A 25,099-nucleotide genomic window follows, 5' to 3' on the forward strand; every position below is an offset into this window, starting at 1 on the left:
AATCAATTATTTACCAGTAGATTATAGCCGTAACATTATAAATAAATATAAAATCAACCAAATATCTTATTGTTTTATATCTTTACCCTATGTCTATAGAAGTAAGCAAAGTATCCAAATATTACGGGCAGCAAAAAGCGCTCGATGAAGTTAGTTTTTCCATTAAAAGTGGCGAGATAGTTGGTTTTTTAGGGCCTAACGGTGCTGGGAAATCCACCATGATGCGCATTCTCACTACCTATCTAAATGCCAATGAAGGAACAGCTAGTGTGAACGGTCATGATGTAGTGGAAGAGCAACGCGAGGTTCAAAAATCAATAGGATACCTTCCAGAAAATAATCCCTTGTACCCAGACATGTATGTAAAAGAATACCTTTCTTTTAGTGCAGAGGTTTATAAATTAACCGATTCTAAAAAGCGAATAGACGAAGTCATCGAAGAAACCGGGCTGACTTCTCACGTAGGGAAGAAAATCAACGAACTTTCTAAAGGGTATAAGCAACGTGTAGGACTGGCAAATGCGCTGCTGCACCGACCTAAAGTACTCATTCTAGACGAGCCTACGACTGGATTAGATCCTAATCAACTTATAGAAATACGCCAACTCATTAAAGAAGTAGGTAAAAACACGACTATTCTTCTTTCCACGCATATCATGCAAGAAGTAGAAGCGATGTGCGATCGAGTGATCATTATCAATAAAGGTAACATAGTTGCTGACGATTATTTGAAGAATTTAAAAAGCGATGCGGTACAGGTGATCGAGGTCGAATTTGATTATAAAGTAGAGCCTGAACTGCTGCAACAAATCGATCGCGTGCGAGAAGTAACTGATCTTATCAATATACCTGGTTTTATCTACAGCTTGCGATTTGAAACTAAAGAAGACATGCGCAGTGCGGTGTTTGATTTTGCACATGATAATGAATTGAAGATATTATCACTTAATAAAAGGAATAAAAATTTAGAAACGATGTTTCAAGAACTGACCGGAGAGTAATATAATGAGTAGTTTTCAGTAGCAGTGGGCAATCATTAAAATTCTGAATTCTGATCTAATAAAGTACTTCTTCTGGAGCAAAAAATGGGATGGTGGAGTGTTTGAAATCTCTTTTATTTCTTGATATGATGCCGTCTATTCCTTTAATTGTTATAGCACATTGAAATTGGACTGCATCTTCATAAACATTGAATTTGCTTACTGCTGCAGTTGCCAGCATTTGTTTAGTAACACTAACTATTTACATATCCACGAGAAAATTTGCAATAGTGGCTTTTGCAAATTTTACACCTATTTCTCTTTTTAAATAAAAGTAAGCGGTCGTTATCGCATTATCTGATGTGTAAAGAGTCCATTTATTTTTATCCACACTTTCAAAAACTCTATTGGCGTTCTCAGAAAAAGGTTGCCTATTCAATAAAAGATCTATAATAACATTAGTATCTACAAAATAAATCATCTGTTATACTTTTCTAAGCTTATATCTCTAAGCTCGTCGCGATCTTTGACTGGATCGAGATTAGACGTAATAATTCCAGCCATTTTTCTATATCTACTTGGTTCTTCTGCTATTTTGTCTAAGTCTGTATGGACTGAATAATCCTTAGTAATTTTATCAAGATAATTCTGTACTAAATCTGACAAACTACGTCCAGTCTCCTTAGCATAAGCTTTTGCTTTTATTATGATTTCCTCTTCTACAGTTAAAGTTAACTTTCTATTCATCACACATGTGTTTAATTTAAACATACGTATTAATATCAAAAAACAGTTGGATTCAGATATTTTTCAATTCTAAGACCTCTAAATAGGTTCATTTACTGTATCCTATTTGTTTGCGCTAACAATTTTCGATAGCTAATCTTGAATTATTTCTGATAAACTAACACCAGTAGCCTTAGTATATTCTTTTGCCTGCTCGATATTATCTTTCTCTACAGTAAGAGTTAACCTAGTCTTTGCAATACGTGTGAATTTTTAAAATATACGTACTTAATTATAGATCGCTGTATATCAGTCACATTTACTCAAGTAATACTCATATAATTCATCTATGGTTGCTCCTTTATATTTTCTCCAATAGATCGTCATATAAAACCACTGTAATTTCAAAACGCCTTTATCATGATAACGTCTAGCGCTGGTTGTTAACCATTTTGGAATGACATGGTATTGATCGCTTTCGTAAAGCCTTGTGATCAAATCATAATCCTCGTAAATAGGTAGCTCGGTATGGTAACCTCCTATTTTATCGTAAAGTTTTCTTGTAATGTATTGGGATTGATCCCCACCACGACACGCTTTCCATGAAAACCTAGTGAACCAGCCTATGATTATTAACCATGGGTGCCAGCTGTCAAACTTCATTCTAAAGCAACCTGCAGGGTTTCCGTCTTTTACTGCCTTTACTATATGTGCGTCGTAATTTCTAGGCGGGTAGGAATCTGCATGCAGAAAGTATAGCAGTTCTCCAGATGCGAGTGTTGCGCCATGATGCAGTTGCTTGCCTCGGCCCTTTTCTGAAGTGATCATTTTAATGGAACTAAAATTAAGTTTCGGGGCATAGTCGGTAACTAATTGAACAGTCGCATCAGTACTTCCCCCATCCACTACAATTAGCTCCAAAGAATTTGCCTCTTGTGCATGCTCTTGAAGGTGGTGGAGTACTTTTAAAATACATAATTCTTCATTGAGAACCGGAATGATGATGCTTGTCATACGATCAAATATACGTAAGAGATAAGCACAGAGTTTTATTTTTGCTTGTTTAAAGACCAATCGTAGGTGATAAAGGAGTATTCTTCCTTTTCTGCAATTTTAGTATCTGCATATTGATTGATATATTCAGCAAGCGTCATTCCGTTTCTAGTCAAGTCTTCCGTATAAAATTTGAAGATAGAACTCAATTTAGGATTGTTTGGATCACTGAAATCATTTTTATCTGAATTGATCAACTCTTTTGCGCTTTTATTCATAAGCGCATTCACATTTGCTGCGGTAAATGCGGTGTTTTGTACACTTAGGACAGGAATAACTAGCGCAGTTAATAGCAAAATGTATCCTTGCATTACCCATTTTTTGAAGCACATTTTTTTCTATAGCTGCAAGAGCGTATTCTTTGTCGTCTACTTTAATAAATTTCTTTAACCATACTGATCCCAAAGGCCCATCGATATCCTTGATGCTGTCAGGCAGGTCGTTGATTAAAATAATATATATGGCATCTGAATGGTAAAGATTGATATAATAAGCAAATTGCTCGTTGATGCTCCAAGTCTTCTGAGGTGGGTTTTCATTGAGGTAATCCAAATATTCTTTCAACTCCTCTTCCTGTTTTTTAAAACCTTGATAATCTATAAAACCGTCAGCAACCAAATACTTTTAAGCAATACGTCCCATTTATTGTGGTCCAGTTGCCCTTTATCAGAAGGTATGACTTGATTTTCTGGTAAGGTTTTAAAAAAGGTCTCCACCACCTACATAAGATCCTGTTAATAACACGAGTGCTAATATAGCGGTGTATCTCATGAGGTAGTATGAAGGTTTTGACCCCAATAGTAGAGAGATCAGCTTCTGTTTTTATTACAAAAACAGAAATAAAAAAATCTTCAAAATTGGCGTTTTCTTTAAATTACTAAGAAGCCTCCATATACCTGTCACAATTAACTAGGTTGTAACAGGTATCTATAAGAGTACCATCAAAGCAGCTCGATCAGACCTTTGAATAAAGCTACCATTTTGGGCTCTGCTTTTCCTGCTATTTCAATAATCTCACTGATATTAACCGGTGCTAAATTTTCTGGATCACACTCATCTGTCAGTACAGAGACAGCACTTACAGGTAGATTCAAATGATTTGCCACAATAATTTCTGGCACCGTACTCATTCCCACGGCATCAGCTCCTAAAATTTTGAGCATGCGATACTCTGCCCTAGTTTCTAACTGTGGACCTACAACACTGGCATAAACTCCTTCTCTAAGAGTTATGCCCTTACTGGAGGCCACACTTTTGAGCTTCTCATTCATTTCTTTATCATAAGGGGCGCTCATGTCTGTAAACCGCTCCCCAAACTCGCTCACACCTTTAAATGCTAATGGGCTGCCACCTTGCAAATTGATATGATCATCAATAAGCATCATATCACCTTTTTTCATATCAGGATTGATCGCACCTGCAGCATTAGAAACCAATAAATTTTTGATTCCCAAACCGTGCATCACTCTTACCGGATACGTAATATCTATAAAGTCATAACCTTCATATAAATGAAAACGACCTTGCATCACCACTACTTTTTTACCTCCTAAATCTCCATAAATCAACTTACCTGTATGAAACTCTACCGTGGCAAGTGGAAATAAAGGAATCTGATTGTAATGAGCGACTTTTTGGTTTTCTATACTATCGACTAATTGACCTAATCCTGTACCGAGAACGATACCTACCTCTGGCGCGTCAAAACCTTGTGATTGTAAATATTTTATAGATTGAGAAAGTTGTTTTTTACTGAGCATTATATATGTTTTAAAAATTGTTGAAATACTGGAATATCCTTGATATCTTCATAATAATCTACATCATTGCGTTCTTCCAGCACGGCACAATTTACGTTTTTAAGATCGTTGAGTGTTTTCTCTAGCACCCTTTCTGTACCCCATTCTTTGTTTTCAAAAACACCTGCTACTAGTTTTTTAGTAAATCCTAGTAAATAGTAACCGCCATCTTCTGCCGGTCCTATAACCGCATCGTGCGATTTAAGTTGCTCGAAAGCATTTTCAAGATCGGCTTGATTCATATCGTACATATCAGATCCTATAATAATGACATGATCATGTGTTTTAAATGCTTCTAGAAAAGCAATTTTCATACGCAGGCCTAAATCTTCCCCTTCCTGAGCGTATTTATCATAAATAGCAGTGTCCCAATCATCATTCTTTTGCACTTCTTCACTGTACCAAACTTGCTTAGTGCCATTTAGGTCTTTAGTGATCTCTCGAGTATGTGCTAAAAGAAATTTATAAATCTCAAAAGCAGCTGGATCACCTACGGTTGCGGCGAGACGTCGTTTGCCCTTTCCCAATTCAGGATTGCGAGTAAATATGATGAGGCAATTTGAGTTTTTTGTATTCAAAAAGAAAGATTTATGAATGCAAAATTAAGTTAAAGAGTTCACGATTTTATGACAACACGCATTATTTAACGCTCATTTATTGTTTAAAAGTAAGATACTAGAAAGATTTCAAAAATATAATTGTTTATTAGAAAAAGGATTTCCTGACTTTATCTTGCCACGTCACTAGTTGAAAGAAAAAGTGAATCTTAACTTGATATTGATGTTGAATTGAGAAGTTCTTATGGTATAAATACCATACGATACAAAATTACTTCCAGCATACGCCAATAATTTGATAAGAGAACTGATACAAAGATCGGTTATGTACGAAATGTAAAGTAAAATTGAAAAAATCCTATTTTGAATATAGAGTTAATAAAAATGAATTGTGATTGTTTAAACTTTTGCAAATAATCGTCATTATGATATTAATTTTTTATTCCAGAATATCATTGATTTTTGAGGAAATAATTACAAAAAAGCCATTTTATTTAAAATAAAATGGCTTGGTCTATTCATAAAATTGTAGTTAGTTTTCCTTAGACACTATTATTTTTCTTAATAATACTAAACCATTCATATAATAACGCTAATAGAAAAAATGATATTCCTATTAAACCATATGGGACATCATTAAACATATCGTTAAAGGTATTTTTTTTCACTATAAAGTAAACGTAAAAAAAGAACGCCCAAGAAAAACCTAAAAATATGATCAATAATTTTATGTGTTTTAATCTTTTATTTTTCATATTGCTTATCTTGATAAACATGGATCGCAAGTCTGTAACCATACAACTGCTGTATAAAGATAACCAACGACAGCCATAACAGCGCCTACACCTGTTGCAATAAGCGCAGTTAAACCTGCAACTTCAGCCGCAAGCGTTGCAGTCGCAACACCACACTGCGTCCATTCCCACCAATTACAATCACCTTCAATGGCGTTTTGATTAATATTTGTATTAAGAATAAATGTTGACGTATGAAGGAATAAATTAACTTTTTCTTGTTCAAACACAGATAATTCCAAACTAGAAGATTCATTTTCAAATGCATTCACTGCATATTGAAAATCTTGGGATGAATTTAAATTAGTTTCAATGTTAGCGTAAGCATTAATCAGCTGAGATGAAAATCTTCCATCATTCTCTAGTTCGCTAATAACATTTTGAAAATTTGAAAATTTATTATTCTGAAAATTTTCAGCTCCAGTTTGAGAATAATTATAGGTACTGATCCACGCATCATATATACTCTGTCTTTCATTTAAATCCGAAACTCCCTGAAGATTCACTTGTAAATTTGTGAAATTACTTTCAATAGTATTAGTATTTTTCATAATAGTATTAGTCTCTTCAATATTCAATGCTTCATACTGCTGACAAGAATAAAACATCATTGTCATAGCAAAGAAAAATGCAATGAACTGGATACCTGACTTCTGATTAATAATTTTCATAGTTAATAATTTTAATGATAATTTATGCCTACTCATATTGCTTTTCGACTTTTGCATACTAAAGATTGATTTGCAAATCCCTACAAATGAAAAAAAAAAAAACATCACAACAAAAGACTTAAGACAGATTTAAAAGTTCTTTAAAATATTTTTAACTACATGTAAAACAAATGTTTAAGTTATATAAAGACAATTAATCATTCTAATTAAACAAATTATTGAAAATGGTATTTAATCTTGATGAGAAAATATTACTAATAAGCTAATAAAAACATTATACTTGATAATATAATTAAATCGTATCTTTGCAGGCGCTAAGAGAATGAATCTCAAGGCATCGTCAGAGAGTCTGACATACATAATATTCATTATAAAATAATTTTGGCATGTATTTAGCACCAGAAAAAAAAGCGGAAATCTTCGCAAAATACGGTAAAGACGTAAAGGATACAGGTAACACTGATTCACAAATCGCGTTGTTTACTTACCGTATCAACTATTTAACAGGACACTTAAAAAACAACCGTCACGACTACAACACAGAACGTAGCCTTGTGAAGTTGGTAGGAAAGCGTCGTTCCCTTCTTGATTACAAGATGAAGAAAGACGTCGTTGCTTATCGTGAGTTGATTAAAGAATTAGGTATTAGAAAGTAATGAATTGGGGACTTCGTGTCCCCTTTTTTTATTTTTGGTGTAACGACTTACACCATATATGATAGTTAGGAGAGCTTATCTCTATTCCGCTTTCGCGAAAGCAGAATTAAAACAAATCATCGCGACATAACAAAAGCTGGTTTCTCATAAAGTAACAGTTCTTATTCATTGAATCGCCCATCGAAAGCCTCAGGGCTCAAATAAAAATTGAATTTTCAAAGTTCGATTTCAGGTTCAAGTTCAAGTTCTAAACACCTTCTCTACCACACACAACTTGAGATGAACGTTTAACTATATTTATGAAACCACAAGTTTTTAAACAAGTGATCAAAATGGCCAATGGGCCTGATATCACTATCGAAACTGGAGCGCTTGCAAAACAAGCACATGGATCTGTTGTGATCACATGTGGAAAAGCAATGCTTCTAGGAACTGTAGTGTCCGGCTACAAATCAACTGGACTTGATTTTCTTCCACTTACGGTAGATTACCGTGAGAAATTTGCCGCGGCTGGTAAATACCCAGGCGGATTCTTCAAACGTGAAGCACGTCCTAATGATGGGGAAGTACTTACTATGCGTCTTGTAGACCGTGTATTGCGTCCCTTATTCCCTAAAGATTACCATGCAGAAGTACAGGTAATGATTCAATTGATGTCTCATGATCCAGAAGTAATGCCAGACGCTATGGCTGGTCTTGCTGCAAGTGCCTGTCTTCAATTATCTGACATTCCTTTTGAATGTGCGATCTCTGAAGTACGCGTTGCACGTGTAGAAGGAGAATTTATCGTTAACCCAAGTTATGCGCAGCTTGCTGAAGCAGATCTGGAGATGATGATAGGTGCTAGTGCCGACTCTGTAATGATGGTTGAAGGTGAGATGAGCGAAGTATCTGAAGAAGATATGATCGCGGCTATAAAAGCTGCTCACGAAGCTATTAAAGATCAGTGTGCTGCTCAAATTGCTCTTGCTGAAGAAGTAGGAAAGAAAGAAGTACGTGAATACGATCGTGAGGATGAAGATGCTGACATCGAAGCTAAAATTGCTGAATTTACTTATGATAAAGTATATGAGGTAGCAAAAAAAGGAAGCGGTAAGAAAGAACGCAGTGCAGCTTTTGGAGAGATCAAAGAAGCTTTATTTGCCACTTTTGATGAAGAAACGATTGCCAGTCATGGAAAAATGATCGGTAAGTATTTCAACAAGACTCATAAAAAGGCAGTACGAGATGTACTACTTAATGAAGGAATACGTCTAGATGGTCGTAAGACTACAGACATACGTGATATATGGTGTGAGGTAGATTACCTTCCATCTACTCACGGTAGTGCTATTTTCTCTCGTGGAGAAACTCAAGCACTTGCAACAGTAACTCTAGGAACTTCTAGAGATGCAAACGTAATAGACATGGCCTCTCAAGAAGGAGAAGAGCGTTTCTACTTGCACTATAACTTCCCACCGTTCTGTACAGGAGAAGCGCGCCCATTGCGTGGTACTTCTCGTCGTGAGATAGGTCATGGGAATTTGGCTCAACGTGCACTTAAAAGAATGCTTCCAGAAGACCTTCCTTACACCGTAAGAATTGTGTCTGAAGTATTAGAATCCAACGGTTCTTCTTCTATGGCAACGGTTTGTGCTGGTACTATGGCAATGATGGATGCAGGTCTACCTATGAAAAAGCCAGTTTCTGGTATCGCCATGGGATTGATCACAGATGGTGATAAATATGCCGTTCTTTCTGATATTCTTGGTGATGAAGATCACTTAGGAGATATGGACTTTAAAGTAACGGGTACAGCAGATGGTATCACTGCTTGTCAAATGGATATTAAAGTAAAAGGTCTTTCTTATAAAATCCTTACTAATGCTTTAATGCAGGCTAGAGATGGTCGTATGCACATACTAGGAAAACTGACAGACACTATCGCTGTCCCTAATACAGATGTGAAGTCTCACGCTCCTAAGATGGAATCTATGGAAATTGAAGGAAAATTCATTGGAGCTGTTATAGGACCTGGCGGAAAAGTGATTCAGGAAATGCAAAAAGAAACAGAGACTGTTATCAACATCAAAGAAGATGGCGATATGGGTATCATTGAAATTGCAGGTACAGATCGCGCTAAAATTGAAGCAGCTTTAGAACGTATCAGAAATATCATTTTTGAACCAGAAGTAGGCTCTGTATATGAGGTGAAAGTGGTGAAGATGTTAGACTTTGGTGCTGTTGTAGAATTGAAGCCTGGTAAAGAAACCTTACTTCATGTAAGTGAGTTTGATTACAAGCGTATTGAAGATCCTTCTACTGTATTAAGTGTAGGAGATGTTCTTGATGTAAAATACATGGGTATAGATCCACGTACTAAAAAGCAAAAAGTATCTCGCAAAGAATGTATGCCTAAGCCAGAAGGTTATGTAGAGCGTCCAGCACGTCCACGTGAAGACCGTCCAAGACGTGATAATGACCGTCGCGCTCCACGTCGTGATGATCGTCCAAGACGTCCAAGTAACGACAGTAATGACTCTAAATCTGAGTAATTGAAACAGCATATCGAGAATCACAATGCTTGATAATGTTATAAATTTAAAATGCCTCTTGAAATTTCAAGAGGCATTTTTTTGTTTTTTTATACAAAGCTAATCAGGGTCTATTTAAAATAATATAAATATTAATCAATTACCGAATTTGTAAATCGCCAAATCGAAACTAAGATTAACAATAAACTTATTCCAAAATTTCTGATTAAGATTTTTCTCTTTACTACCGCTCTTCCTTTAAATGTATTAAACAAAAAAACGAGACCTAAAACACCAAAGAAAAATGAAAATAATATATTAAATAATAGCTCCATAATAAATTAATTATCGTTCATACATAAAACAAAATCTGCAACTATGAGAGCAGCACCTATCCAAACAGCTGCTCGCGTGGCTAGTCTGCCAACAGCTCTCAGAAGCACTCTTCGGTTTGTAAAATTACCCCAGAATGCTTCATGAATAGCTTGTATCCCAGTAGCTCGAAGTATACAATCTACTGTATCTGATTGAATATCGACATTATCTGCAGCAACCATAGCTACACTCATATAAATTAATTCTGGATTTTCTAAGCTACCAAACTCCTCGATAATCTCTTCTTTTGAAATACCCTCAGATTCTAATTGTGCAACAGTTTTAACTATAATCGGTAATATCAAAGTTTTGGCTGTATCTTCATCTAGTTCCTCAAATTTTATATCACTTAAAGCTAACATTGTGTAAGCTTCCCCTATTTAGAACTGTTTGTTAATCCAAATGTATCGTTTTTTTCCGTTTTAAAATAGGTTGGCTTTCTCTTCATACTATTACTTTAAAGCCAATCTATTTTAAAGTGAGCCTAGCGGCAGCGACACGCTGCTCTTGAGCATATCTTACAGGTGATATACTACCCAGTGAATCGTGCGGTCTATAGTTATTATAATCGTCCATCCATATTTGTGTCTGTTCTCTTACCTGATCTATATCTTCAAAGATGTATTTATTGAGAACCCCTCTTCTATAAGATCCATTGAACCGCTCAACAAAAGCATTTTGCGTAGGTTTTCCAGGCTGGATGTATTTAAATTCTATCTCGTGCATCTCACTCCAGTCATTGGCAATATGGGCAATAAACTCAGGCCCGTTGTCCATCCGGATCTTTTTAGGTTTTCCTTTTTTGTTGACAAGGTGGTTGAGCACCCATACGATACGGTTACTGGTAAGAGAAAAATCAATCTCAATATGCAGCGCTTCTCTATTATAATCATCAATAACATTAAAGGCCCTAAAGCGTCTTTTGTTCTCTAGAACATCCGTTACAAAGTCCATACTCCAAGTATGGTTAAGTTCATCGGGAACCCCTAATGGCTCTTTCACCCTTGCGGGCAATCGCTTCTTGACTTTTCGTTTCAAGGGAAGTCCCAATGCAACGTAAACCCTGTGCATACGTTTATGGTTCCAAGGCTTTCCCTCGTTGCGCAATCTGTCATAGGCCTTCCAAAAACCTTCTTCAGAATGTTCTATAGCCTTTTTCTGCAGCGCCATTTCTATCTCTGTATCATCCTTTGGCAATGGTCTATACTAATAAACACTCTTACTCATATTTAGAACACGGCACGCCCTACTGATACCGTAATGAATAAGTTCATTGCCAATAGTTCTCTTACGCCAGGGCTTTAGAGCTTTTTTTCAATGATCTCCTTCGCCATTTGATGGTCGAGCGCTAGAGTGGCATACATCTGCTTGAGCCTTCGGTTCTCTTCTTCCAGCTCCTTGAGCCTTTTTAGTTCCTTGGGGTTCATTCCGGCATACTTGGAACGCCACTTGTAAAAAGCGGCAACACTGACGCTATGCTCGCGACTGATTTGGTCTACGCTCTTCCCGTTATCGAACTCCTTTAAAATCTTTGCAATCTGCTGTGGTGAAAATTTACTCTTTCTCATAATACTGTTTAAAATTAAGATAATTATTCTACTTTTAAACAGTTCGGTTTAAGGGGAAGTTTACAAAAGAACCGTCTACTTTATTTAAAATGTAACAAACTAATTCAGAACAATAGAACTTATCATTATGTAATTCAATTTTTTTATCGAATAAAATCTTTTCCTTTTGCATTCTGTCTAATAAAAACAAGGTTTGATCATGGTCTATACCCTTAACTTCATAAATTGAATAATCCTTAACTTTATGAACGGTCGGATTCAAAAATTGACTTAAAGATTCAACTTTAAAATCACTATTTTGCTTGCTAGGCAAAACGTGATATACCATCAAAACGTCTTTTACTTTCATTAAAAACCCTACATGAGTATAATCGCTATTATTAACATTATAATCAGAAGAAATCATACCAAATTTAGAGTCCGTAACTAAATAAATTAAGTACACTTTTTTTGCCGAAATTAAACGATCATCAATATTTTCACCGATACAGTTAACTAATGAAAACGACAGTAAAATGCTTACCGTATAGAAATTTAAAAACTTAATTAAAGAATTTGAAATCAAAATAAATGCTTACTTGGTTTTCTATTCGATTAGAATTATCATATCGGCTATCCAATAAGTCTGACGAATAAATAAATCCAACGGCAAAACCAATCTTATCATTAATAGTAGTTTGATAACCTAATCCTACCATGTAGGCAAGATGATATCCTAAATCTTCTTTAAAATCAGTTTCTGGAAAAGTTGTAAAATCTTCATTTAATTTCAACCTGTTAAGTATTCCTAATTCCGTAACAAATGCATTTGTTCTATTCTCATTATAAGTATAACGTTTGTAGCCAATGGGTAATTCAAGAAAGGTATTTTGTGCATTGATGAATAAACCATTTGAATCCACAAAATCAAAATGAAAATTGTTAACGCCTAATCCTAAATTTAATGCTCCTTGATCACTTATTTTAAATTCTTTCAATAAATGAGCACTATAATTTACAGCTACAGATTTGAATTGATTTTCAACTTCGTAAGTAGAGATTCCAGATCTGAGTGAGACATTAAACAAACTTGAGTTATTCATTTCTTGAGCATTCACACATACAGAAAAGAAAAATAGTGATAATAATTTAATTGAATAGTTCATTTGATAAAAGTAATTTATTTTGTTAAAGAGCCAATGACAACTCCAATAATCCATCCTGCTACGCCACATAGAGGACCGCATGCTACAATCCCAACTAAATTTCCTACCGAAGATCCATTCCAAAAACCATCATTGAAAAATGAGTCATCATTAATACTGTTTTGGAAATTCTTCATATTATTATTAAGATTACTTAACATTTCCTGCTCATTTAAAGGCAATTGTAAATACTGCTGCTGTAGCTCCAAACCATTTATAAAAGTTTCATTCGACATAATATCTCCTAGATAAGTTTTAGCACTGCTACTTACAACAATATTATTCTGAATATAAACATCATAACCAACTAGTTTAGCCCCCAATAAGTTCGGAGCGATATTTTAAATTTCAATTAATACCTTTGAGATATGAAATACAAGAAATGGAGTTTAGAAGAAAAGTTAAAAATTCTATCCACATCTGAAGAAATAGGAATCGTTGAAACCTGTCGTAAATACAAGGTTAGTACGGGAACTTTTTATAGTTGGAAGAAGAAATATGATACCCAAGGCGAAGCAGGCTTAAAAGTGACCTATGACACGCGTAGTAAAGAGTTAAAGCAATCAGAAGAGGAAAATAGAATACTTCGTAAGCTTTTAAGCAACAAAGAGATTGAGCTGGAAGTCCAGCGAGAACTTTTAAAAAAAAAGTTTGGGACGTCCGATCCAAGAAAGATTTAGTAGATACTTTTTTTAACACATATAAAATCAGTAAAACTAGCATAATCAATATGGTAGGAATGGTTCACAGCAGTTATTATCGCAGACCAAGCTTTGGGAGAAAAGGAAATAAGCCAAGTGAATTTACGTATCATAATAAGAATGGATTAGTTACTCAGGATTCTGTTATGGAGTCTGTAAAGACCATACTAAGTCATCCTTTTATAGATTGTGGCTACAGATTAATGACTGCTTATTTGACACGAGATGGTTATGTAATTAACCATAAAAAGCTGTACAGAATAATGAAAGAAGCGAACCTATTGAAGTTAGAAGACCGCATTGACAGGAGCGGTTCTGGGCGCAAGTTTGTTAAATTCAGAAAAGTAAAGACTACAAAACCCTTTGATTGTTTAGAAATGGACATAAAGATGGTTTGGATTCCTAGTGCGGGTAAAAATGCTTATTTACTATCTGTAATAGATGTTCATACGCGAAGAATATTAATAGACCTTTTTGCTTTTTCAATTAAACAAGCTCAAGTGATAACATTGCTGTCTGACTTATTTATGAACTATCAATACCCTAATAATGTAGTGATTAGAAGTGATAATGGAAGTCAATTTATTGCCAAGAATGTAAGAGAATATCTAGGACTTATAGGAGTAAGTCAAGAGTTTACACATATAGCAACACCAGAAGAAAATGCTCACATAGAGGCTTATCACGGAATTTTAAAGAAAGAAGTTTTTCAGAGATTTGAATATAGAACCTTTGGAGAAATAGAGAAAATCCTTAAAGAATATGTTCTATTTTACAACAACGAAAGACTTCACGGACTATTAGGAAGAATAACACCAATGGAAAAATGGAACACTGACAAACACTTAATTTTAATGAATAAATTAACCGCATAATTTAACTAACGAAATTTAAAAGAATACTCTTGTTTTATAGGGGTCAAAACACCAACATTCTGAGCTGCTAATCTTTCTCCAATTATAGTGTTAACTTCTTGTAAAGAAATTTCTAATTCAGATATACCAGCAACACCTAACAAATAGTCAAGACTTTGTTGATCAATAAATTGTTGACTAGACCCTGAAGATTTTAAAACAAAACTATTTCTTATTTTATTAACTAATTCTTTATTATTTGACAATTCATTTTGAATGGCATTCATACTTTTAAAAAGATTTACATCCTCTAAAGTTTGATCAGCAACTTGCTCAGTTGGTTCTTCATTTGCAGTACAACTTTGAATTGTAGTTGATAAAAAACATAGAAGAAGTAAACAAATCGGTAATGATTTAAAAATTATTTTCATTGTAATAAAATTAAATTTACGCTTACTCTTTACGATTTACGGCTTATCTCGTTAGTAAAATTATAGTTTGATTTGCAAACCCTTTATAATTAAAAACTAAAACCATTTGTAGGCAAATTCTCAAGATTAAATTAATAGAGTTTTAACAATTATTTAACTCGTTGAGAATATTTTGTTTAAGAATGGAACATTCTCGATATTCTCAAGGTTACGCAAATTTTTTACCTATATATAAAATCATTAATGCAAGAGTATCTCGTAAAGAATGTTTGTTTTAACGAAAAGATGGGATAGCACATCAACCTTTCCGATCAAAATTCGTTGCACTCTTTTTGCCCACCTTTCCCATCCCAGAAATTTGTCTTAATAAATGATCAGGGACTGCGGAAGGGTGCTTTTTAGTATGAAGAGTATGATCAAAATTCAAGATATAGAAGCTCCTCGCTTAAGAAGCCTGCATCCGACGCGCTTTTTTGCAATAGAAATAAAAGATATAAGGAAAGAAGCCTTTTAAAATTCAAGATATAGAAGCCCCTCGCCTAAGAAGCCTGCATCTGACGCGCTTTTTTGCAATACAAATAAAAGATATAAGGAAAAAAGCCTTTTAAAATTCAAGATATAGAAGCTCCTCGCCTAAGAATAGGCGAGGTGGGATTTCGCAGAAATATCGGAGTGGTTGAACAGTAAGTGTTTTTGTGGAGTCCTCTAGTTTTGTTCTCATTTCCAGCACCGTTTCAAACTTTCCCACCAAAACTCGTTACCGCTCGCTTTGCCTACCTTTCCCATCCCAAAAACTTGTCTTAATAAATGATCAGGGACTGCGGAAGGGTGCTTTTTAGTATGCAGAGTATGATCAAAATTCAAGATATAGAAGCTCCTCGCCTAAGAAACCTGCATCTGACGCGCTTTTTTGTAATAGAAATAAAAGATATAAGGAAAGAAGCCTTTTAAATTCTAGATATAGAAGCTCCTCGCCTAAGAATAGGCGAGGTGGGATTTCGCAGAAATCTCGGAGTGGTTGAACAGTAAGTATCTTTGTGGAGTCCTCTAGTTTTGGTCTCATTTCCAGCACCGCTTCAACCTTTCCCACCAAAACTCGTTACCGCTCGCTTTGCCCACCTTTCCCATCCCAAAAACTTGTCTTAACAAATGATCAAGGACTGAGGAAGGGTGCTTTTAATTTGCAAATTGAATACTTAAAGAAGTAGCCTTCGTTTTTGCAAAGCAATTAATTAGCATTTCCCTTCCGCCCTGAGCTACTTAAGTATAAACTTCACGAAAAAAAAACAAAAAACGAAATCAAAAACCTAACTTTGCAACACCTATAAAAACAAAACCATGTCTAAACTTATCGCTCCATCAGTACTCGCAGCAGACTTTGCTAACCTACAACGTGATGTAGAAATGATCAACCGTTCTGAAGCAGACTGGTTCCATATCGATATTATGGATGGTGTTTTTGTTCCTAACATCTCTTTTGGGATGCCTGTGTTGCGCGATATTGTAAAGCATGCGACTAAAACAATCGATTGTCATTTGATGATCGTAGATCCAGACCGTTATGTAGAAACTTTTGCACAACTAGGTTGTAACATTCTTACCGTTCATTATGAAGCTTGTACTCACTTGCACAGAACGCTGCAATTAATTAAATCCCACGGCATGAAAGCTGGTGTGGCTTTGAATCCGCATACTTCAGTGGAGTTATTAAAAGATGTGATTCAGGATCTGGACATGGTGTGTTTAATGAGTGTGAATCCTGGTTTTGGCGGGCAAAGTTTTATAGAGAATACCTATGATAAAGTAGGCAGGCTTAAAGACATGATTCAAGCCAAAGGTGGTGATACGCTTATAGAAATAGACGGTGGCGTAACCGATAAAAATGCCAAACAACTTGTAGGTGCTGGGGCAGATGTTTTGGTAGCTGGCAGCTATGTGTTTAAATCTGCAGATCAAGAAGCGACTATTAAAAGCTTGAGAGCGCTGGCAAATAGTTAGTTAATGGTTAAAATTTAGCTTTTCTGAGAAATGATCAAGCTATTCATGTGTTTTATATGAGTTCTTTTCAACGTTGCAGCAATTGCATAACTCGATAAGAACACGAGATTTTCTTCTCCACCCAAAGTTTCTTTTTCAAACTATTTTATGGAATTTTAACCGTTTGATATGTAAAATAGGTCCCACAGATTTAATGATTAATTAATCTATGTTACTAGTCCCTAAACTGTTTATTAGCAGTACTTTTGCAGGCTAAAAAAAACAGACTACATGGAAAATAATGCTCTTATAAACTTTTTTTCTGCCTTTAATTTTAAAGAAGCTTTTACAGCAGGAATGATTCTTTTTGCGGTCATCGACATCATAGGTAGTATTCCTATTATTGTTGATTTAAGACGTAAAGTAGGTCATGTTCAAAGTGAAAAAGCTTCTATAGTTGCTGGTATTTTAATGATCGTTTTTATGTTTGTAGGAGAAAGTATGTTAGGTCTTATAGGGATCGACGTCAATTCTTTTGCTGTCGCTGGTGCGTTTATTATTTTCTTTATTGCTTTAGAAATGATTTTAGGAATTCAACTTTACAAAGATGATGCTCCAGAAACAGCTGCTATCATACCCATTGCTTTTCCATTAATTGCAGGAGCAGGAACGCTTACATCCGTACTTTCTTTAAGATCTGAATACTCAGCTATTAATATCATTATCGCAATTATTGTAAACATAGGTTTTGTTTACATCGTATTAAAAAACTCTGGACGCTTAGAGAAATTGTTTGGGAAACAAGGAATTAATGTGATTCGGAAAATATTTGGAGTCATCTTGCTCGCGATTGCGGTAAAATTGTTTACTTCCAACATTAAAGAATTATTTTAAAAAGGAGAAAGGGGACTGACTGCGTCAGGTTTGTGTTGAGTTAATCAAAATACTAGACACTCATCAGTAAAAGAAAAAAGACGTTCTTATTGTTCTTTAAAAAATAAGTGACATTAAAAATTTCTCTTCTATTTTTAAGTTTTTAAAAACAAGATTTCTTTAACTTGATAAGAGGTATAAATTCTATAACTTGCACCGGTATTTATTACCAATTATTTTTAAATGAAGCTTACTATTATGAAATACGTATTTTACTTGATTGGGATTTTAGCAGTTGCTAGCATTGTTTTCAATGTATTTAAACTGGACTTTAATCATATTCTTCAAGGAGACAGTCAGATAGCTGCCATAAGCATTATTGCTGCGTTATGTGTGGCGGCATTAATGGGAATAATGATTATCTCTAATAAAATTGCTCAGAAATACGAAGATAATTAATAGGCTAACCTTTGGTGTATGGCAAGTTGTTAGCAACTGTTCTTTTTTTAATGGCTGTGCACATTCAAATACATAGATCCATTTGAAAATCGAGCAATTATCCATTCCCTTCCTTTCTGGGATACATACATGGAGTCTTTTTTTAGCTCTGAATCCCACCAAGAGTTTACTTCATCCGTGAATGTTGACTTAGTATCTAACCAAATAGTATCGTCTGAATAGGTTGAAGTATCTCCATGTAGACTCATTTTAAAATGAGAAATGTATACTTCAAATTGGGCTCTCGAAATATTGACTTTTAAGTAGTATGTATAATCCATTTCGGAATAACTGAATTCTTTAATATCAGATGCGTCATTAGGCAGTTCAGTTCTAAATGACCCTTCATTTAATGCACAGGGATTTAACATCAAAAGTGATATCAGTAAATACCATGTGTTTCTCATTTCATATTGTTGCAAACAAAGTGATGACACCTATTACATTAGAGACACCTAGTGGTTTATGAAATTTGTTTTGGAATTCATCAATTCCTGCTCAATTCGAGCAATTTCTTAATCATAATGTCCTCTTTATTTAACAACTCCACTTTGAGTTGTGTGGTAAATAACTGTTCTGCCATAGCAGACTTTATAATCAGTGCAATTTCATTCCTATAACCAGGTAATTTCATACTGGTATTGTAGAGTTGAGCATACTGTATAAATTTTTCCATCAATTGTTCTGAGATTTTATAATCGGTTATAAAATCATCTTGAGACATGGCTCTCATGGCACGCCCGTCTTCTTGAAGGTATTTGTTTACAAACTGGTCTGCAAAACCTGTTCTACCAAAGTAGTCTAAGGTTTGCAATACATAACCGTCTGGGCTGGCCACAAAAACGTCTGGAATAATACCTCCACCTCCATAAACAACTTTACCACCAGGCGTGACTTTTTTTAGAGAATCGTTCACTTCAATATTGGCCGCATTTTCTAACTCCCCATTGTTATAACGATCTATATATTCTTTAAAATAATCCTCATTACCGTTGTCGTAAGGCCTTTGGATACTTCTACCGGTAGGCGTATAATACCTCGCAATAGTAAGTCGTACGGCACTTCCGTCTCCTAACTTGATCTCTTGTTGTACCAATCCTTTACCAAAACTCCTACGACCTATAATGGTACCCCTATCGTTATCTTGTAAGGCTCCAGCAACTACCTCACTAGCACTGGCACTATTTTCATTGATCAATATAAACACCTTGCTATTTTCATAGGAACCGCTATCGGTAGCATAGCTGTCCTTGCGTTCGTTATTTCTATCTTTTTGAAAGAGAATAAGTTTGTCCTCTTCTAGAAACTCGTCTGCTATTTCTACCGCGGCACTTAAAACACCCCCTGGATTATCTCTTAAGTCCAGTGCGATTTGTGTCGCACCAGCTCTTTTTAAATTTTTAATCGCTTTTTTAAATTCTGCCTCTGTGGTTTCTGCAAAGCGATTGATTTTTATATAGCCTAGTGTGCTGCTCAACATATAACTGGCATCTACGCTTTTTATAGCCACATTACCCCTTGTTACCGGAATATTGATGATGTCTTGATCACCAGGTCTTAAAACACCCAACATAACTTTAGATCCTTTTTCTCCTTTGAGTGCATTGGTAGAAACGGCATTTAATCCAAAAAGCGGCTTTCCATCAGCATAGAGGATTTTATCACCACCTTTAATACCCGCCTTATCGCTAGGTCCATTTTCAATGGCTCGCAACACAGAAATAGAATCTTGATTCACAAAAAAACGAATTCCTATACCCACAAAATCACCTCGCATGCTGTTCTCCACATCTTCTGTCTGGTCACTAGGAATATAAACCGAATGCGGGTCAAGGTTTTGCATGATCTCATTTACGGTCACATCTACGATACTATCGGTATTGATTTTGTCTACGTAGCGTTGGTCTATAAGGTCAATTAATCTGTTGAGCTTGCGTTTTTTTACACTACTAGAAGAGGCAATGTAGTCATTACCTATACTATTTTGATTAAGAACGCTGCCTAACCATATCCCTATAGCAAAGAAGATCCCTAAAAATAATGGGTAGTATAGATAACTTTTTTTCATTAATTAACTTGTTCTATTTGTTCGATAATAACTCCTGCTTTCTCTAGAAATTGCAGACCGCTATTATCTTTATAAGCTTTCATGTAAACTACACGATTTATACCACTTTGATGTATCAATTTACTACAATCTTTACAGGGCGACATGGTGATGTATAAAGTCGCATCTCGACAGCTTTGTGTAGAGGCTGCTACCTTTAAAATAGCATTGGCCTCTGCATGGAGAACATACCATTTTGTATAGCCTTCTTCATCTTCACAGAAGTTTTCAAAGCCGCTAGGTGTTCCATTGTACCCATCGCTTATAATCATGCGATCTCTTACGATAAGCGCTCCTACTCGACGTCTCTTGCAATGGGAGAGTTTGCCCCACTCCATTGCCATTCTTAAATAAGCGACATCGTATCTGTGTTGTTTTTCCTTTTTCAATTCTATATTTGGATCAAAGAAGCCTACCTCTTGCAGTAGTTGCTTTTCTTCTGTTAAATTAATGTGAGCGAGTTGCTCTTAGTAATTCTACTTTCCTAAGACATTACTCTTAGCATCTCCTTAGATGTGAATGCCTTGTAGTCATGTTATTGTTTCGCTTTCGCGAAAGCGAGACCTAAAAAATCCACCTGACAATCAATAAAGGTGTCACCATTCCTAAAACTATGGAAGATATGATTTGTACCCATTCCTTTTTATTAAAGCGAAAGAGTCCCGTAAAGATAAAGTTAAATATGATCACCACCAGAATAACTAGTAATTGACCCAACTCAATTCCCAATGCAAATTCTAAAAGCATCAGCAACTTACTTTCTGCTCCTGCAGCGAGCATTTTAAAACCATTTGCAAATCCAAAACCATGAACAATTCCAAAAAACAAAGCGATGATCATGGTGATCCAATTGTGGTTATCCCTATGGCGATTTCCAGCTGTAAAAATATTGTATAAGGCAGCTACTACTATGGTCACTACGATCAAAAATTCTATATACGAACTATTAAAAGTAACCTTGCCGTAGATCACTAACAATAGAGATAAAATATGCCCTACCGTAAAAGCGAGACTTAAACCTATTAGTTTTTTCCAACTGTTAAAAAGAAAAGGAACAGCTATAAGAATAAAAAAAAGCACATGATCATATGCGCCAACATTAAAGTTCATAACGTGGTAGAAACCTTCTGTCATGTATAAGATAAAATCGTCCATTTGTAAAGAATGCATTTAGGGCATGATCAAAAATAAGCTTTAGACCCAAAGGATAAAAGCCTATTGTGTAGGAGTTTGTTTAAAGAGCTCAAAACAAGACCTTAAAATACGATCATAAAGCAATATTATATCGACGAACTGTAATTATTATAGCTTAAAGTCCACTTTAGAGTACTATAAGGAGTCTTAGACTAAAAAAGATTTTATTTTTGCACCTATTATTTATATAGATCCCTATCAAAAATATTTACACCCTTTGCCTTGTTTTAGTGAGTTTCACCCTGAACGCACAAAAGTTTACAACACCAAAATCTCAACAGAGAAGTCCGACAGCGCTTCTTATGGACTCTTTGTTGGATAAGTCTTATGACCTATTTACTCAAGGAGCCTATAAAGAATCTTTTGAGCTCAACATAAAGACGTTAAAAATCGCTCTGGAAGAAGAAGATCTGCTATACACCAGCAAAGCTTACGGCTATTTGGGCTATGATTATTTAAATCAAGGAGATACTATAGCAGCTATTGAAAATTTTAAAAAAGCGCATCAATTTGCCTTAAATTTAAAAGATCCAACTATTCTAGCAAATACCTATGGAGACCTTGCTAGTATTTATTCTTTAGACTCTAGTAAAACGGAGATCAGTACAGCGTATACCCTTAAAGCTATTGAAACTTATAAGGCTACAAATGACACTATAGGCCTTCAATACATCTATCACAATTATGCTGATGCTCTTAAAGAAAAAGAGCAATGGAGTGAGCTCAAGCCTATTCTAGACCTTCTGAATGGGGACATGTTTAAAAATCATATGAATAATATCTATAGGGCTAGCATAGATAATATGATGGCAGAATATTATTACCATACCGGGAGCTGTATAAAGGCAGATAGTTTACTATTAAATGTTATCTCTTTAGGTGAAAAAAGCGGGCTCAAAGGAGAGTTAGAAATTGCCTACGATTACTATTCTCGCAGTCTTGCCATTCAAGAAAAACACAATGAAGCCTTTCAATACAGATTGAAATTCGAGAAGGTTCATGAGGCTAATTTAAAAGAAAAAAATGCTGTTGAAAATAATAGAATAGCCGCTACTTTTCAAATAGATCAATATAAAAAAGACCTCGCAAAATCGGAAGCAGAAAGTCAGTTGCAAGAAGAGAAAATGCAAGAGAAAACATTTTTTAACTATGGACTTATCGCGCTTTCTTTAATTGCTATTTTAGGGCTTTTCTTCACTTTCAATCTTTCTAAAAAACGCAAACAACTCAATAGAGCACTGAAAGAAAAAAACAAGCTGTATCTAGATGAAAAGACCAAAACAGAAAAGCTGGCTCGTGCAAAAAGTGATTTCTTTAGTACGGTAAGCCATGAATTACGCACGCCTTTGTATGGGGTTATCGGACTGAGTACCATTTTATTAGAAAACAACAAAGAGGCGGCCATCCAAGAAGACTTAAAATCACTCCAGTTTTCGGCCGATTATTTACTTGCTTTGATCAATGATGTCTTACAAATCAATAAAATTGATTCTAATCAAATAGACAACGAGCAGGTTGATTTTAATCTGCGGGACTTAATAGAGCGCATAGTCAACACATTTGAATACATGCGTAGACAAAACAAAAATGTCATCCATGTGCATTTGGCAAACGACACCCCTTTTCTACTCCACGGCAATGCTACCAGGCTATCTCAGATACTGATGAACTTAATAGGTAATGCCAATAAGTTTACAGAGAACGGCATCATAGATATTAGCTTAATAACTAAGAAAATTGAAGATGATCAAATCAGCCTTACATTTGCCATTAAGGATAATGGTGAAGGCATCGCTCAAAATAAAAAAGAATACATCTTTGAAGAGTTCAAACAAGGGGCCTCTCACAGCTACAACTATCAAGGTACAGGACTGGGCTTGCCTATCGTAAAACGATTGTTAAACATATCTGGATCTGATATTCATTTAGAAACAGAAATAGGTCAAGGTTCGATCTTTAGTTTTGACCTGGATTATCAAATTGTCCAAAAAGAAAATCCGCTCGATGCGACTAATTTTCAACCAGTACCCCTAAACACTGCTGTGCTAAAAGGAAAAAATATCCTTATCGTAGAAGATAACCAGATCAATCAAATGGTAACTAAAAAGATTCTCGAAAAGGATGGTGCCTTTTGCACTATTGCAGAGAATGGCCAGGAAGCGGTGGATGCGGTAAAAACAAGCGTATACGATCTTATTCTTATGGATGTGAACATGCCTGTTATGAATGGACTAGAAGCTACGAAGCTCATCAAAAGAGATCATCATGTACCCATAATAGCACTTACAGCGGTAGAAATTGCAGAAATGCGACAGAATATTCTAGATGCAGGTATGGATGATATCATCATAAAACCTTATGATGTTAGCATTTTTAAACGGGTGATCATCAAAAATATACAGAATCAGAAATCAAAGTACTCTGCTTGATCATCTGGTTAACGCCACTGATCTCCTTTAAGTCCAGTAGCCGCAATAATGACGTCCATTCTTGAGATCTGACCTATTAACTTCCCGTCTTTAGTAACAGGAAACCTTCTATGACCGCTTTTAAGGAATCTAGCAGCAGCATCAAATATATCTGCTTCTTGATCTATTGTGGCAGGCTGTGGAGACATGTAGTCGCTCACCTTCCTATTGCCTAATGGCATGTTGTGGTAACGACTTTCTCCTATGACATGCATCAAATCTGTATCGCTTATAATACCGACTAAGTTATTATTTGCATCCACTACAGGTCCACCAGTAATTCTTTGCTTGAGCAAGGTTTCCATGACTTCTGTAATTCCTTGGTCTGGAGAAAACGTGATCAACTTGCGAGTCATGTAATCCTTTACTTGAAATAATTGTGGAACATGACCAGTTGCGACTTCTCTTCTTCCCATAAAGTTCTTGATTCCCATAACTTATTGATTTTAAAAACGCTATTAAGATAGTAAAATTCTCGCTATGTTTCACAGTAGGCTTATTTCTACTAAATATCTTCCACAGAATTTGTTACTTTCATAATTAATAAGCTGTATATCAATACTTTAAAATATGTGTTTAAGACGTCTCTCTAATTTCGTACAAATAATATATCTTTACCATCAACCTATTTTTATGAAATCTTTATATACCATTTGTTACATTAGTAAAGCAGCACCGGAGCTTAAAGAGCAAGATATAGAGGAGTTGTTCAGCTACACCTCCAAGGCTAATAATAAGAACGGAGTAAGCGGTATTCTTTTGCATTCCTTAGATAATTTTTTTCAAGTTCTAGAAGGAAATGAAAAGCACCTGCTGCAATTGTTTGAAAGGATCAAAGTAGACCCGAGACATGGAGAGATGTACGAAGTATATAACAAACGTACTACTCATCCAGTCTTTGAGAATTATAGATCAACCTTTGATATTGTAAAAAATTCTGAAGACTTAAAAACGCTTATCGCTTACCTCAACGTAGACAAATCTAATAGCACCAATAATAAATTAAAAAGACTTCTCCAACCTTTTGATATGTTGGGTGAGTTTTAGATAGCAATTGCCTTAGCATCAAAATGGCAAACAAATACAAACATAAGTTCTTAAATGTTCCTTATCTAAATAT

General features: G+C 35.3%; 30 protein-coding genes and 1 pseudogene. 10 read left to right on the top strand and 21 right to left on the bottom strand.

Annotated features, from left to right (window positions below; translation table 11 throughout):
- The first annotated feature begins 89 nt into the window (after positions 1 to 89).
- Positions 90 to 1,001 carry a gliding motility-associated ABC transporter ATP-binding subunit GldA gene (gene gldA, locus F0365_RS02910; protein WP_169932295.1) on the top strand — a complete coding sequence of 304 codons (912 nt, stop codon included), beginning with the start codon at positions 90 to 92 and terminating at the stop codon, positions 999 to 1,001.
- 55 nt (positions 1,002 to 1,056) lie between these two features.
- Here gldA and F0365_RS02915 read toward each other — a convergent pair whose 3' ends face one another.
- The 10 genes from F0365_RS02915 to F0365_RS02950 all read right to left on the bottom strand — a co-directional run bounded on the left by F0365_RS02915 (position 1,057) and on the right by F0365_RS02950 (position 6,580).
- Complete coding sequence (locus F0365_RS02915) at positions 1,057 to 1,221, bottom strand: hypothetical protein (RefSeq protein WP_169932297.1); 165 nt, start codon at positions 1,219 to 1,221, stop codon at positions 1,057 to 1,059.
- A gap of 21 nt (positions 1,222 to 1,242) precedes the next feature.
- Complete coding sequence (locus F0365_RS02920) at positions 1,243 to 1,461, bottom strand: type II toxin-antitoxin system VapC family toxin (protein ID WP_169932298.1); 219 nt, start codon at positions 1,459 to 1,461, stop codon at positions 1,243 to 1,245.
- Entirely contained in the window at positions 1,458 to 1,727 is a 270-nt protein-coding gene (locus F0365_RS02925; protein ID WP_169932300.1) for a DUF6364 family protein, read from the bottom strand. The genes F0365_RS02920 and F0365_RS02925 overlap by 4 nt, the downstream gene beginning before the upstream one ends.
- A 132-nt stretch (positions 1,728 to 1,859) precedes the next feature.
- Positions 1,860 to 1,967 carry a DUF6364 family protein gene (locus F0365_RS16635; RefSeq protein WP_262889036.1) on the bottom strand — a complete coding sequence of 36 codons (108 nt, stop codon included), beginning with the start codon at positions 1,965 to 1,967 and terminating at the stop codon, positions 1,860 to 1,862.
- Between the two features lie 48 nt (positions 1,968 to 2,015).
- On the bottom strand, positions 2,016 to 2,720 hold the full coding sequence (locus F0365_RS02930) for a TIGR04283 family arsenosugar biosynthesis glycosyltransferase (protein ID WP_169932301.1): 705 nt from the start codon (positions 2,718 to 2,720) through the stop codon (positions 2,016 to 2,018).
- A 35-nt stretch (positions 2,721 to 2,755) separates the two neighbouring features.
- The gene (locus tag F0365_RS16420) at positions 2,756 to 2,977 is read right to left on the bottom strand and encodes a hypothetical protein (RefSeq protein ID WP_206071295.1); all 222 of its coding nucleotides are present in this window, start codon (positions 2,975 to 2,977) and stop codon (positions 2,756 to 2,758) included.
- Positions 2,970 to 3,377, bottom strand: coding sequence for a DUF547 domain-containing protein (locus F0365_RS02935; protein ID WP_206071296.1), 408 nt, complete (start codon positions 3,375 to 3,377; stop codon positions 2,970 to 2,972). Before F0365_RS02935 ends, F0365_RS16420 begins: the two co-directional genes overlap by 8 nt.
- A gap of 323 nt (positions 3,378 to 3,700) precedes the next feature.
- Positions 3,701 to 4,519 carry a purine-nucleoside phosphorylase gene (locus tag F0365_RS02940; RefSeq protein WP_169932303.1) on the bottom strand — a complete coding sequence of 273 codons (819 nt, stop codon included), beginning with the start codon at positions 4,517 to 4,519 and terminating at the stop codon, positions 3,701 to 3,703.
- Entirely contained in the window at positions 4,519 to 5,136 is a 618-nt protein-coding gene (locus tag F0365_RS02945; protein ID WP_169932305.1) for a TIGR04282 family arsenosugar biosynthesis glycosyltransferase, read from the bottom strand. Before F0365_RS02945 ends, F0365_RS02940 begins: the two co-directional genes overlap by 1 nt.
- Positions 5,137 to 5,875: 739 nt before the next feature.
- Positions 5,876 to 6,580: a hypothetical protein gene (locus F0365_RS02950; RefSeq protein WP_169932306.1), complete on the bottom strand. Its 705-nt coding sequence runs from the start codon at positions 6,578 to 6,580 to the stop codon at positions 5,876 to 5,878.
- Between the two features lie 386 nt (positions 6,581 to 6,966).
- On the opposite strand from F0365_RS02950, the gene rpsO reads away from it, so the two are divergent.
- Together rpsO and F0365_RS02960 are read left to right on the top strand one after the other, a co-directional pair.
- Complete coding sequence (gene rpsO / locus F0365_RS02955) at positions 6,967 to 7,236, top strand: 30S ribosomal protein S15 (RefSeq protein WP_169932308.1); 270 nt, start codon at positions 6,967 to 6,969, stop codon at positions 7,234 to 7,236.
- Positions 7,237 to 7,535: 299 nt separating this feature from the next.
- Positions 7,536 to 9,770 (top strand): polyribonucleotide nucleotidyltransferase, encoded by a 2,235-nt coding sequence (locus F0365_RS02960; RefSeq protein ID WP_169932310.1) that lies wholly within the window; start codon positions 7,536 to 7,538, stop codon positions 9,768 to 9,770.
- A 320-nt stretch (positions 9,771 to 10,090) separates the two neighbouring features.
- On the opposite strand, the gene F0365_RS02965 is transcribed toward F0365_RS02960, so the two are convergent.
- The 5 genes and pseudogenes from F0365_RS02965 to F0365_RS02985 all read right to left on the bottom strand — a co-directional run bounded on the left by F0365_RS02965 (position 10,091) and on the right by F0365_RS02985 (position 13,199).
- Entirely contained in the window at positions 10,091 to 10,486 is a 396-nt protein-coding gene (locus F0365_RS02965; protein ID WP_169932311.1) for a hypothetical protein, read from the bottom strand.
- Positions 10,487 to 10,592: 106 nt separating this feature from the next.
- Positions 10,593 to 11,692 (bottom strand): annotated as a pseudogene (locus F0365_RS02970) (IS3 family transposase).
- A 34-nt stretch (positions 11,693 to 11,726) separates the two neighbouring features.
- A complete protein-coding gene (locus F0365_RS02975) occupies positions 11,727 to 12,257 on the bottom strand; it encodes a hypothetical protein (protein ID WP_169932312.1) in 531 nt (176 codons plus the stop codon).
- Positions 12,235 to 12,837, bottom strand: coding sequence for a hypothetical protein (locus tag F0365_RS02980; protein WP_169932314.1), 603 nt, complete (start codon positions 12,835 to 12,837; stop codon positions 12,235 to 12,237). The genes F0365_RS02975 and F0365_RS02980 overlap by 23 nt, the downstream gene beginning before the upstream one ends.
- A gap of 14 nt (positions 12,838 to 12,851) precedes the next feature.
- Positions 12,852 to 13,199, bottom strand: coding sequence for a hypothetical protein (locus F0365_RS02985; RefSeq protein WP_169932315.1), 348 nt, complete (start codon positions 13,197 to 13,199; stop codon positions 12,852 to 12,854).
- 45 nt (positions 13,200 to 13,244) lie between these two features.
- On the opposite strand from F0365_RS02985, the gene F0365_RS02990 reads away from it, so the two are divergent.
- Positions 13,245 to 13,556, top strand: a complete 312-nt coding sequence (locus F0365_RS02990; RefSeq protein WP_169932317.1) for a transposase — start codon at positions 13,245 to 13,247, stop codon at positions 13,554 to 13,556.
- Positions 13,557 to 13,582: 26 nt separating this feature from the next.
- The gene (locus F0365_RS02995) at positions 13,583 to 14,452 is read left to right on the top strand and encodes an IS3 family transposase (RefSeq protein ID WP_240961960.1); all 870 of its coding nucleotides are present in this window, start codon (positions 13,583 to 13,585) and stop codon (positions 14,450 to 14,452) included.
- 5 nt (positions 14,453 to 14,457) lie between these two features.
- Here the strand turns inward: F0365_RS02995 and F0365_RS03000 are convergent, their stop codons facing one another.
- Positions 14,458 to 14,862 carry a hypothetical protein gene (locus tag F0365_RS03000; protein ID WP_169932320.1) on the bottom strand — a complete coding sequence of 135 codons (405 nt, stop codon included), beginning with the start codon at positions 14,860 to 14,862 and terminating at the stop codon, positions 14,458 to 14,460.
- Positions 14,863 to 16,200: 1,338 nt separating this feature from the next.
- Between F0365_RS03000 and rpe the strand changes: the two genes are divergently transcribed.
- The 3 genes from rpe to F0365_RS03015 all read left to right on the top strand — a co-directional run bounded on the left by rpe (position 16,201) and on the right by F0365_RS03015 (position 18,171).
- The gene (gene rpe, locus F0365_RS03005; RefSeq protein ID WP_169932322.1) at positions 16,201 to 16,860 is read left to right on the top strand and encodes a ribulose-phosphate 3-epimerase; all 660 of its coding nucleotides are present in this window, start codon (positions 16,201 to 16,203) and stop codon (positions 16,858 to 16,860) included.
- A 270-nt stretch (positions 16,861 to 17,130) separates the two neighbouring features.
- The gene (locus F0365_RS03010) at positions 17,131 to 17,733 is read left to right on the top strand and encodes a MarC family protein (protein WP_169932323.1); all 603 of its coding nucleotides are present in this window, start codon (positions 17,131 to 17,133) and stop codon (positions 17,731 to 17,733) included.
- A 237-nt stretch (positions 17,734 to 17,970) separates the two neighbouring features.
- On the top strand, positions 17,971 to 18,171 hold the full coding sequence (locus F0365_RS03015; RefSeq protein ID WP_169932324.1) for a hypothetical protein: 201 nt from the start codon (positions 17,971 to 17,973) through the stop codon (positions 18,169 to 18,171).
- A 47-nt stretch (positions 18,172 to 18,218) separates the two neighbouring features.
- On the opposite strand, the gene F0365_RS03020 is transcribed toward F0365_RS03015, so the two are convergent.
- From F0365_RS03020 to F0365_RS03035, 4 genes are all read right to left on the bottom strand, one after another.
- A complete protein-coding gene (locus F0365_RS03020; RefSeq protein WP_169932325.1) occupies positions 18,219 to 18,617 on the bottom strand; it encodes a hypothetical protein in 399 nt (132 codons plus the stop codon).
- A gap of 80 nt (positions 18,618 to 18,697) precedes the next feature.
- Positions 18,698 to 20,278 carry a S41 family peptidase gene (locus F0365_RS03025; protein ID WP_169932326.1) on the bottom strand — a complete coding sequence of 527 codons (1,581 nt, stop codon included), beginning with the start codon at positions 20,276 to 20,278 and terminating at the stop codon, positions 18,698 to 18,700.
- Positions 20,278 to 20,706, bottom strand: coding sequence for a deoxycytidylate deaminase (locus tag F0365_RS03030; RefSeq protein ID WP_169932328.1), 429 nt, complete (start codon positions 20,704 to 20,706; stop codon positions 20,278 to 20,280). The genes F0365_RS03025 and F0365_RS03030 overlap by 1 nt, the downstream gene beginning before the upstream one ends.
- 175 nt (positions 20,707 to 20,881) lie before the next feature.
- Complete coding sequence (locus F0365_RS03035; RefSeq protein ID WP_169932330.1) at positions 20,882 to 21,472, bottom strand: HupE/UreJ family protein; 591 nt, start codon at positions 21,470 to 21,472, stop codon at positions 20,882 to 20,884.
- Between the two features lie 341 nt (positions 21,473 to 21,813).
- Here F0365_RS03035 and F0365_RS03040 point away from each other — a divergent pair, with 341 nt between their 5' ends.
- Entirely contained in the window at positions 21,814 to 23,940 is a 2,127-nt protein-coding gene (locus tag F0365_RS03040) for a response regulator (RefSeq protein ID WP_206071297.1), read from the top strand.
- An 8-nt stretch (positions 23,941 to 23,948) separates the two neighbouring features.
- On the opposite strand, the gene F0365_RS03045 is transcribed toward F0365_RS03040, so the two are convergent.
- Positions 23,949 to 24,413 (bottom strand): CBS domain-containing protein, encoded by a 465-nt coding sequence (locus F0365_RS03045; RefSeq protein WP_169932333.1) that lies wholly within the window; start codon positions 24,411 to 24,413, stop codon positions 23,949 to 23,951.
- 199 nt (positions 24,414 to 24,612) lie between these two features.
- On the opposite strand from F0365_RS03045, the gene F0365_RS03050 reads away from it, so the two are divergent.
- Positions 24,613 to 25,026 carry a BLUF domain-containing protein gene (locus F0365_RS03050; protein ID WP_169932335.1) on the top strand — a complete coding sequence of 138 codons (414 nt, stop codon included), beginning with the start codon at positions 24,613 to 24,615 and terminating at the stop codon, positions 25,024 to 25,026.
- Positions 25,027 to 25,099 lie beyond the last annotated feature (73 nt).

The sequence above is a fragment of the Nonlabens sp. Ci31 genome, from assembly GCF_012974865.1.
Classification (GTDB): Bacteria; Bacteroidota; Bacteroidia; order Flavobacteriales; family Flavobacteriaceae; genus Nonlabens.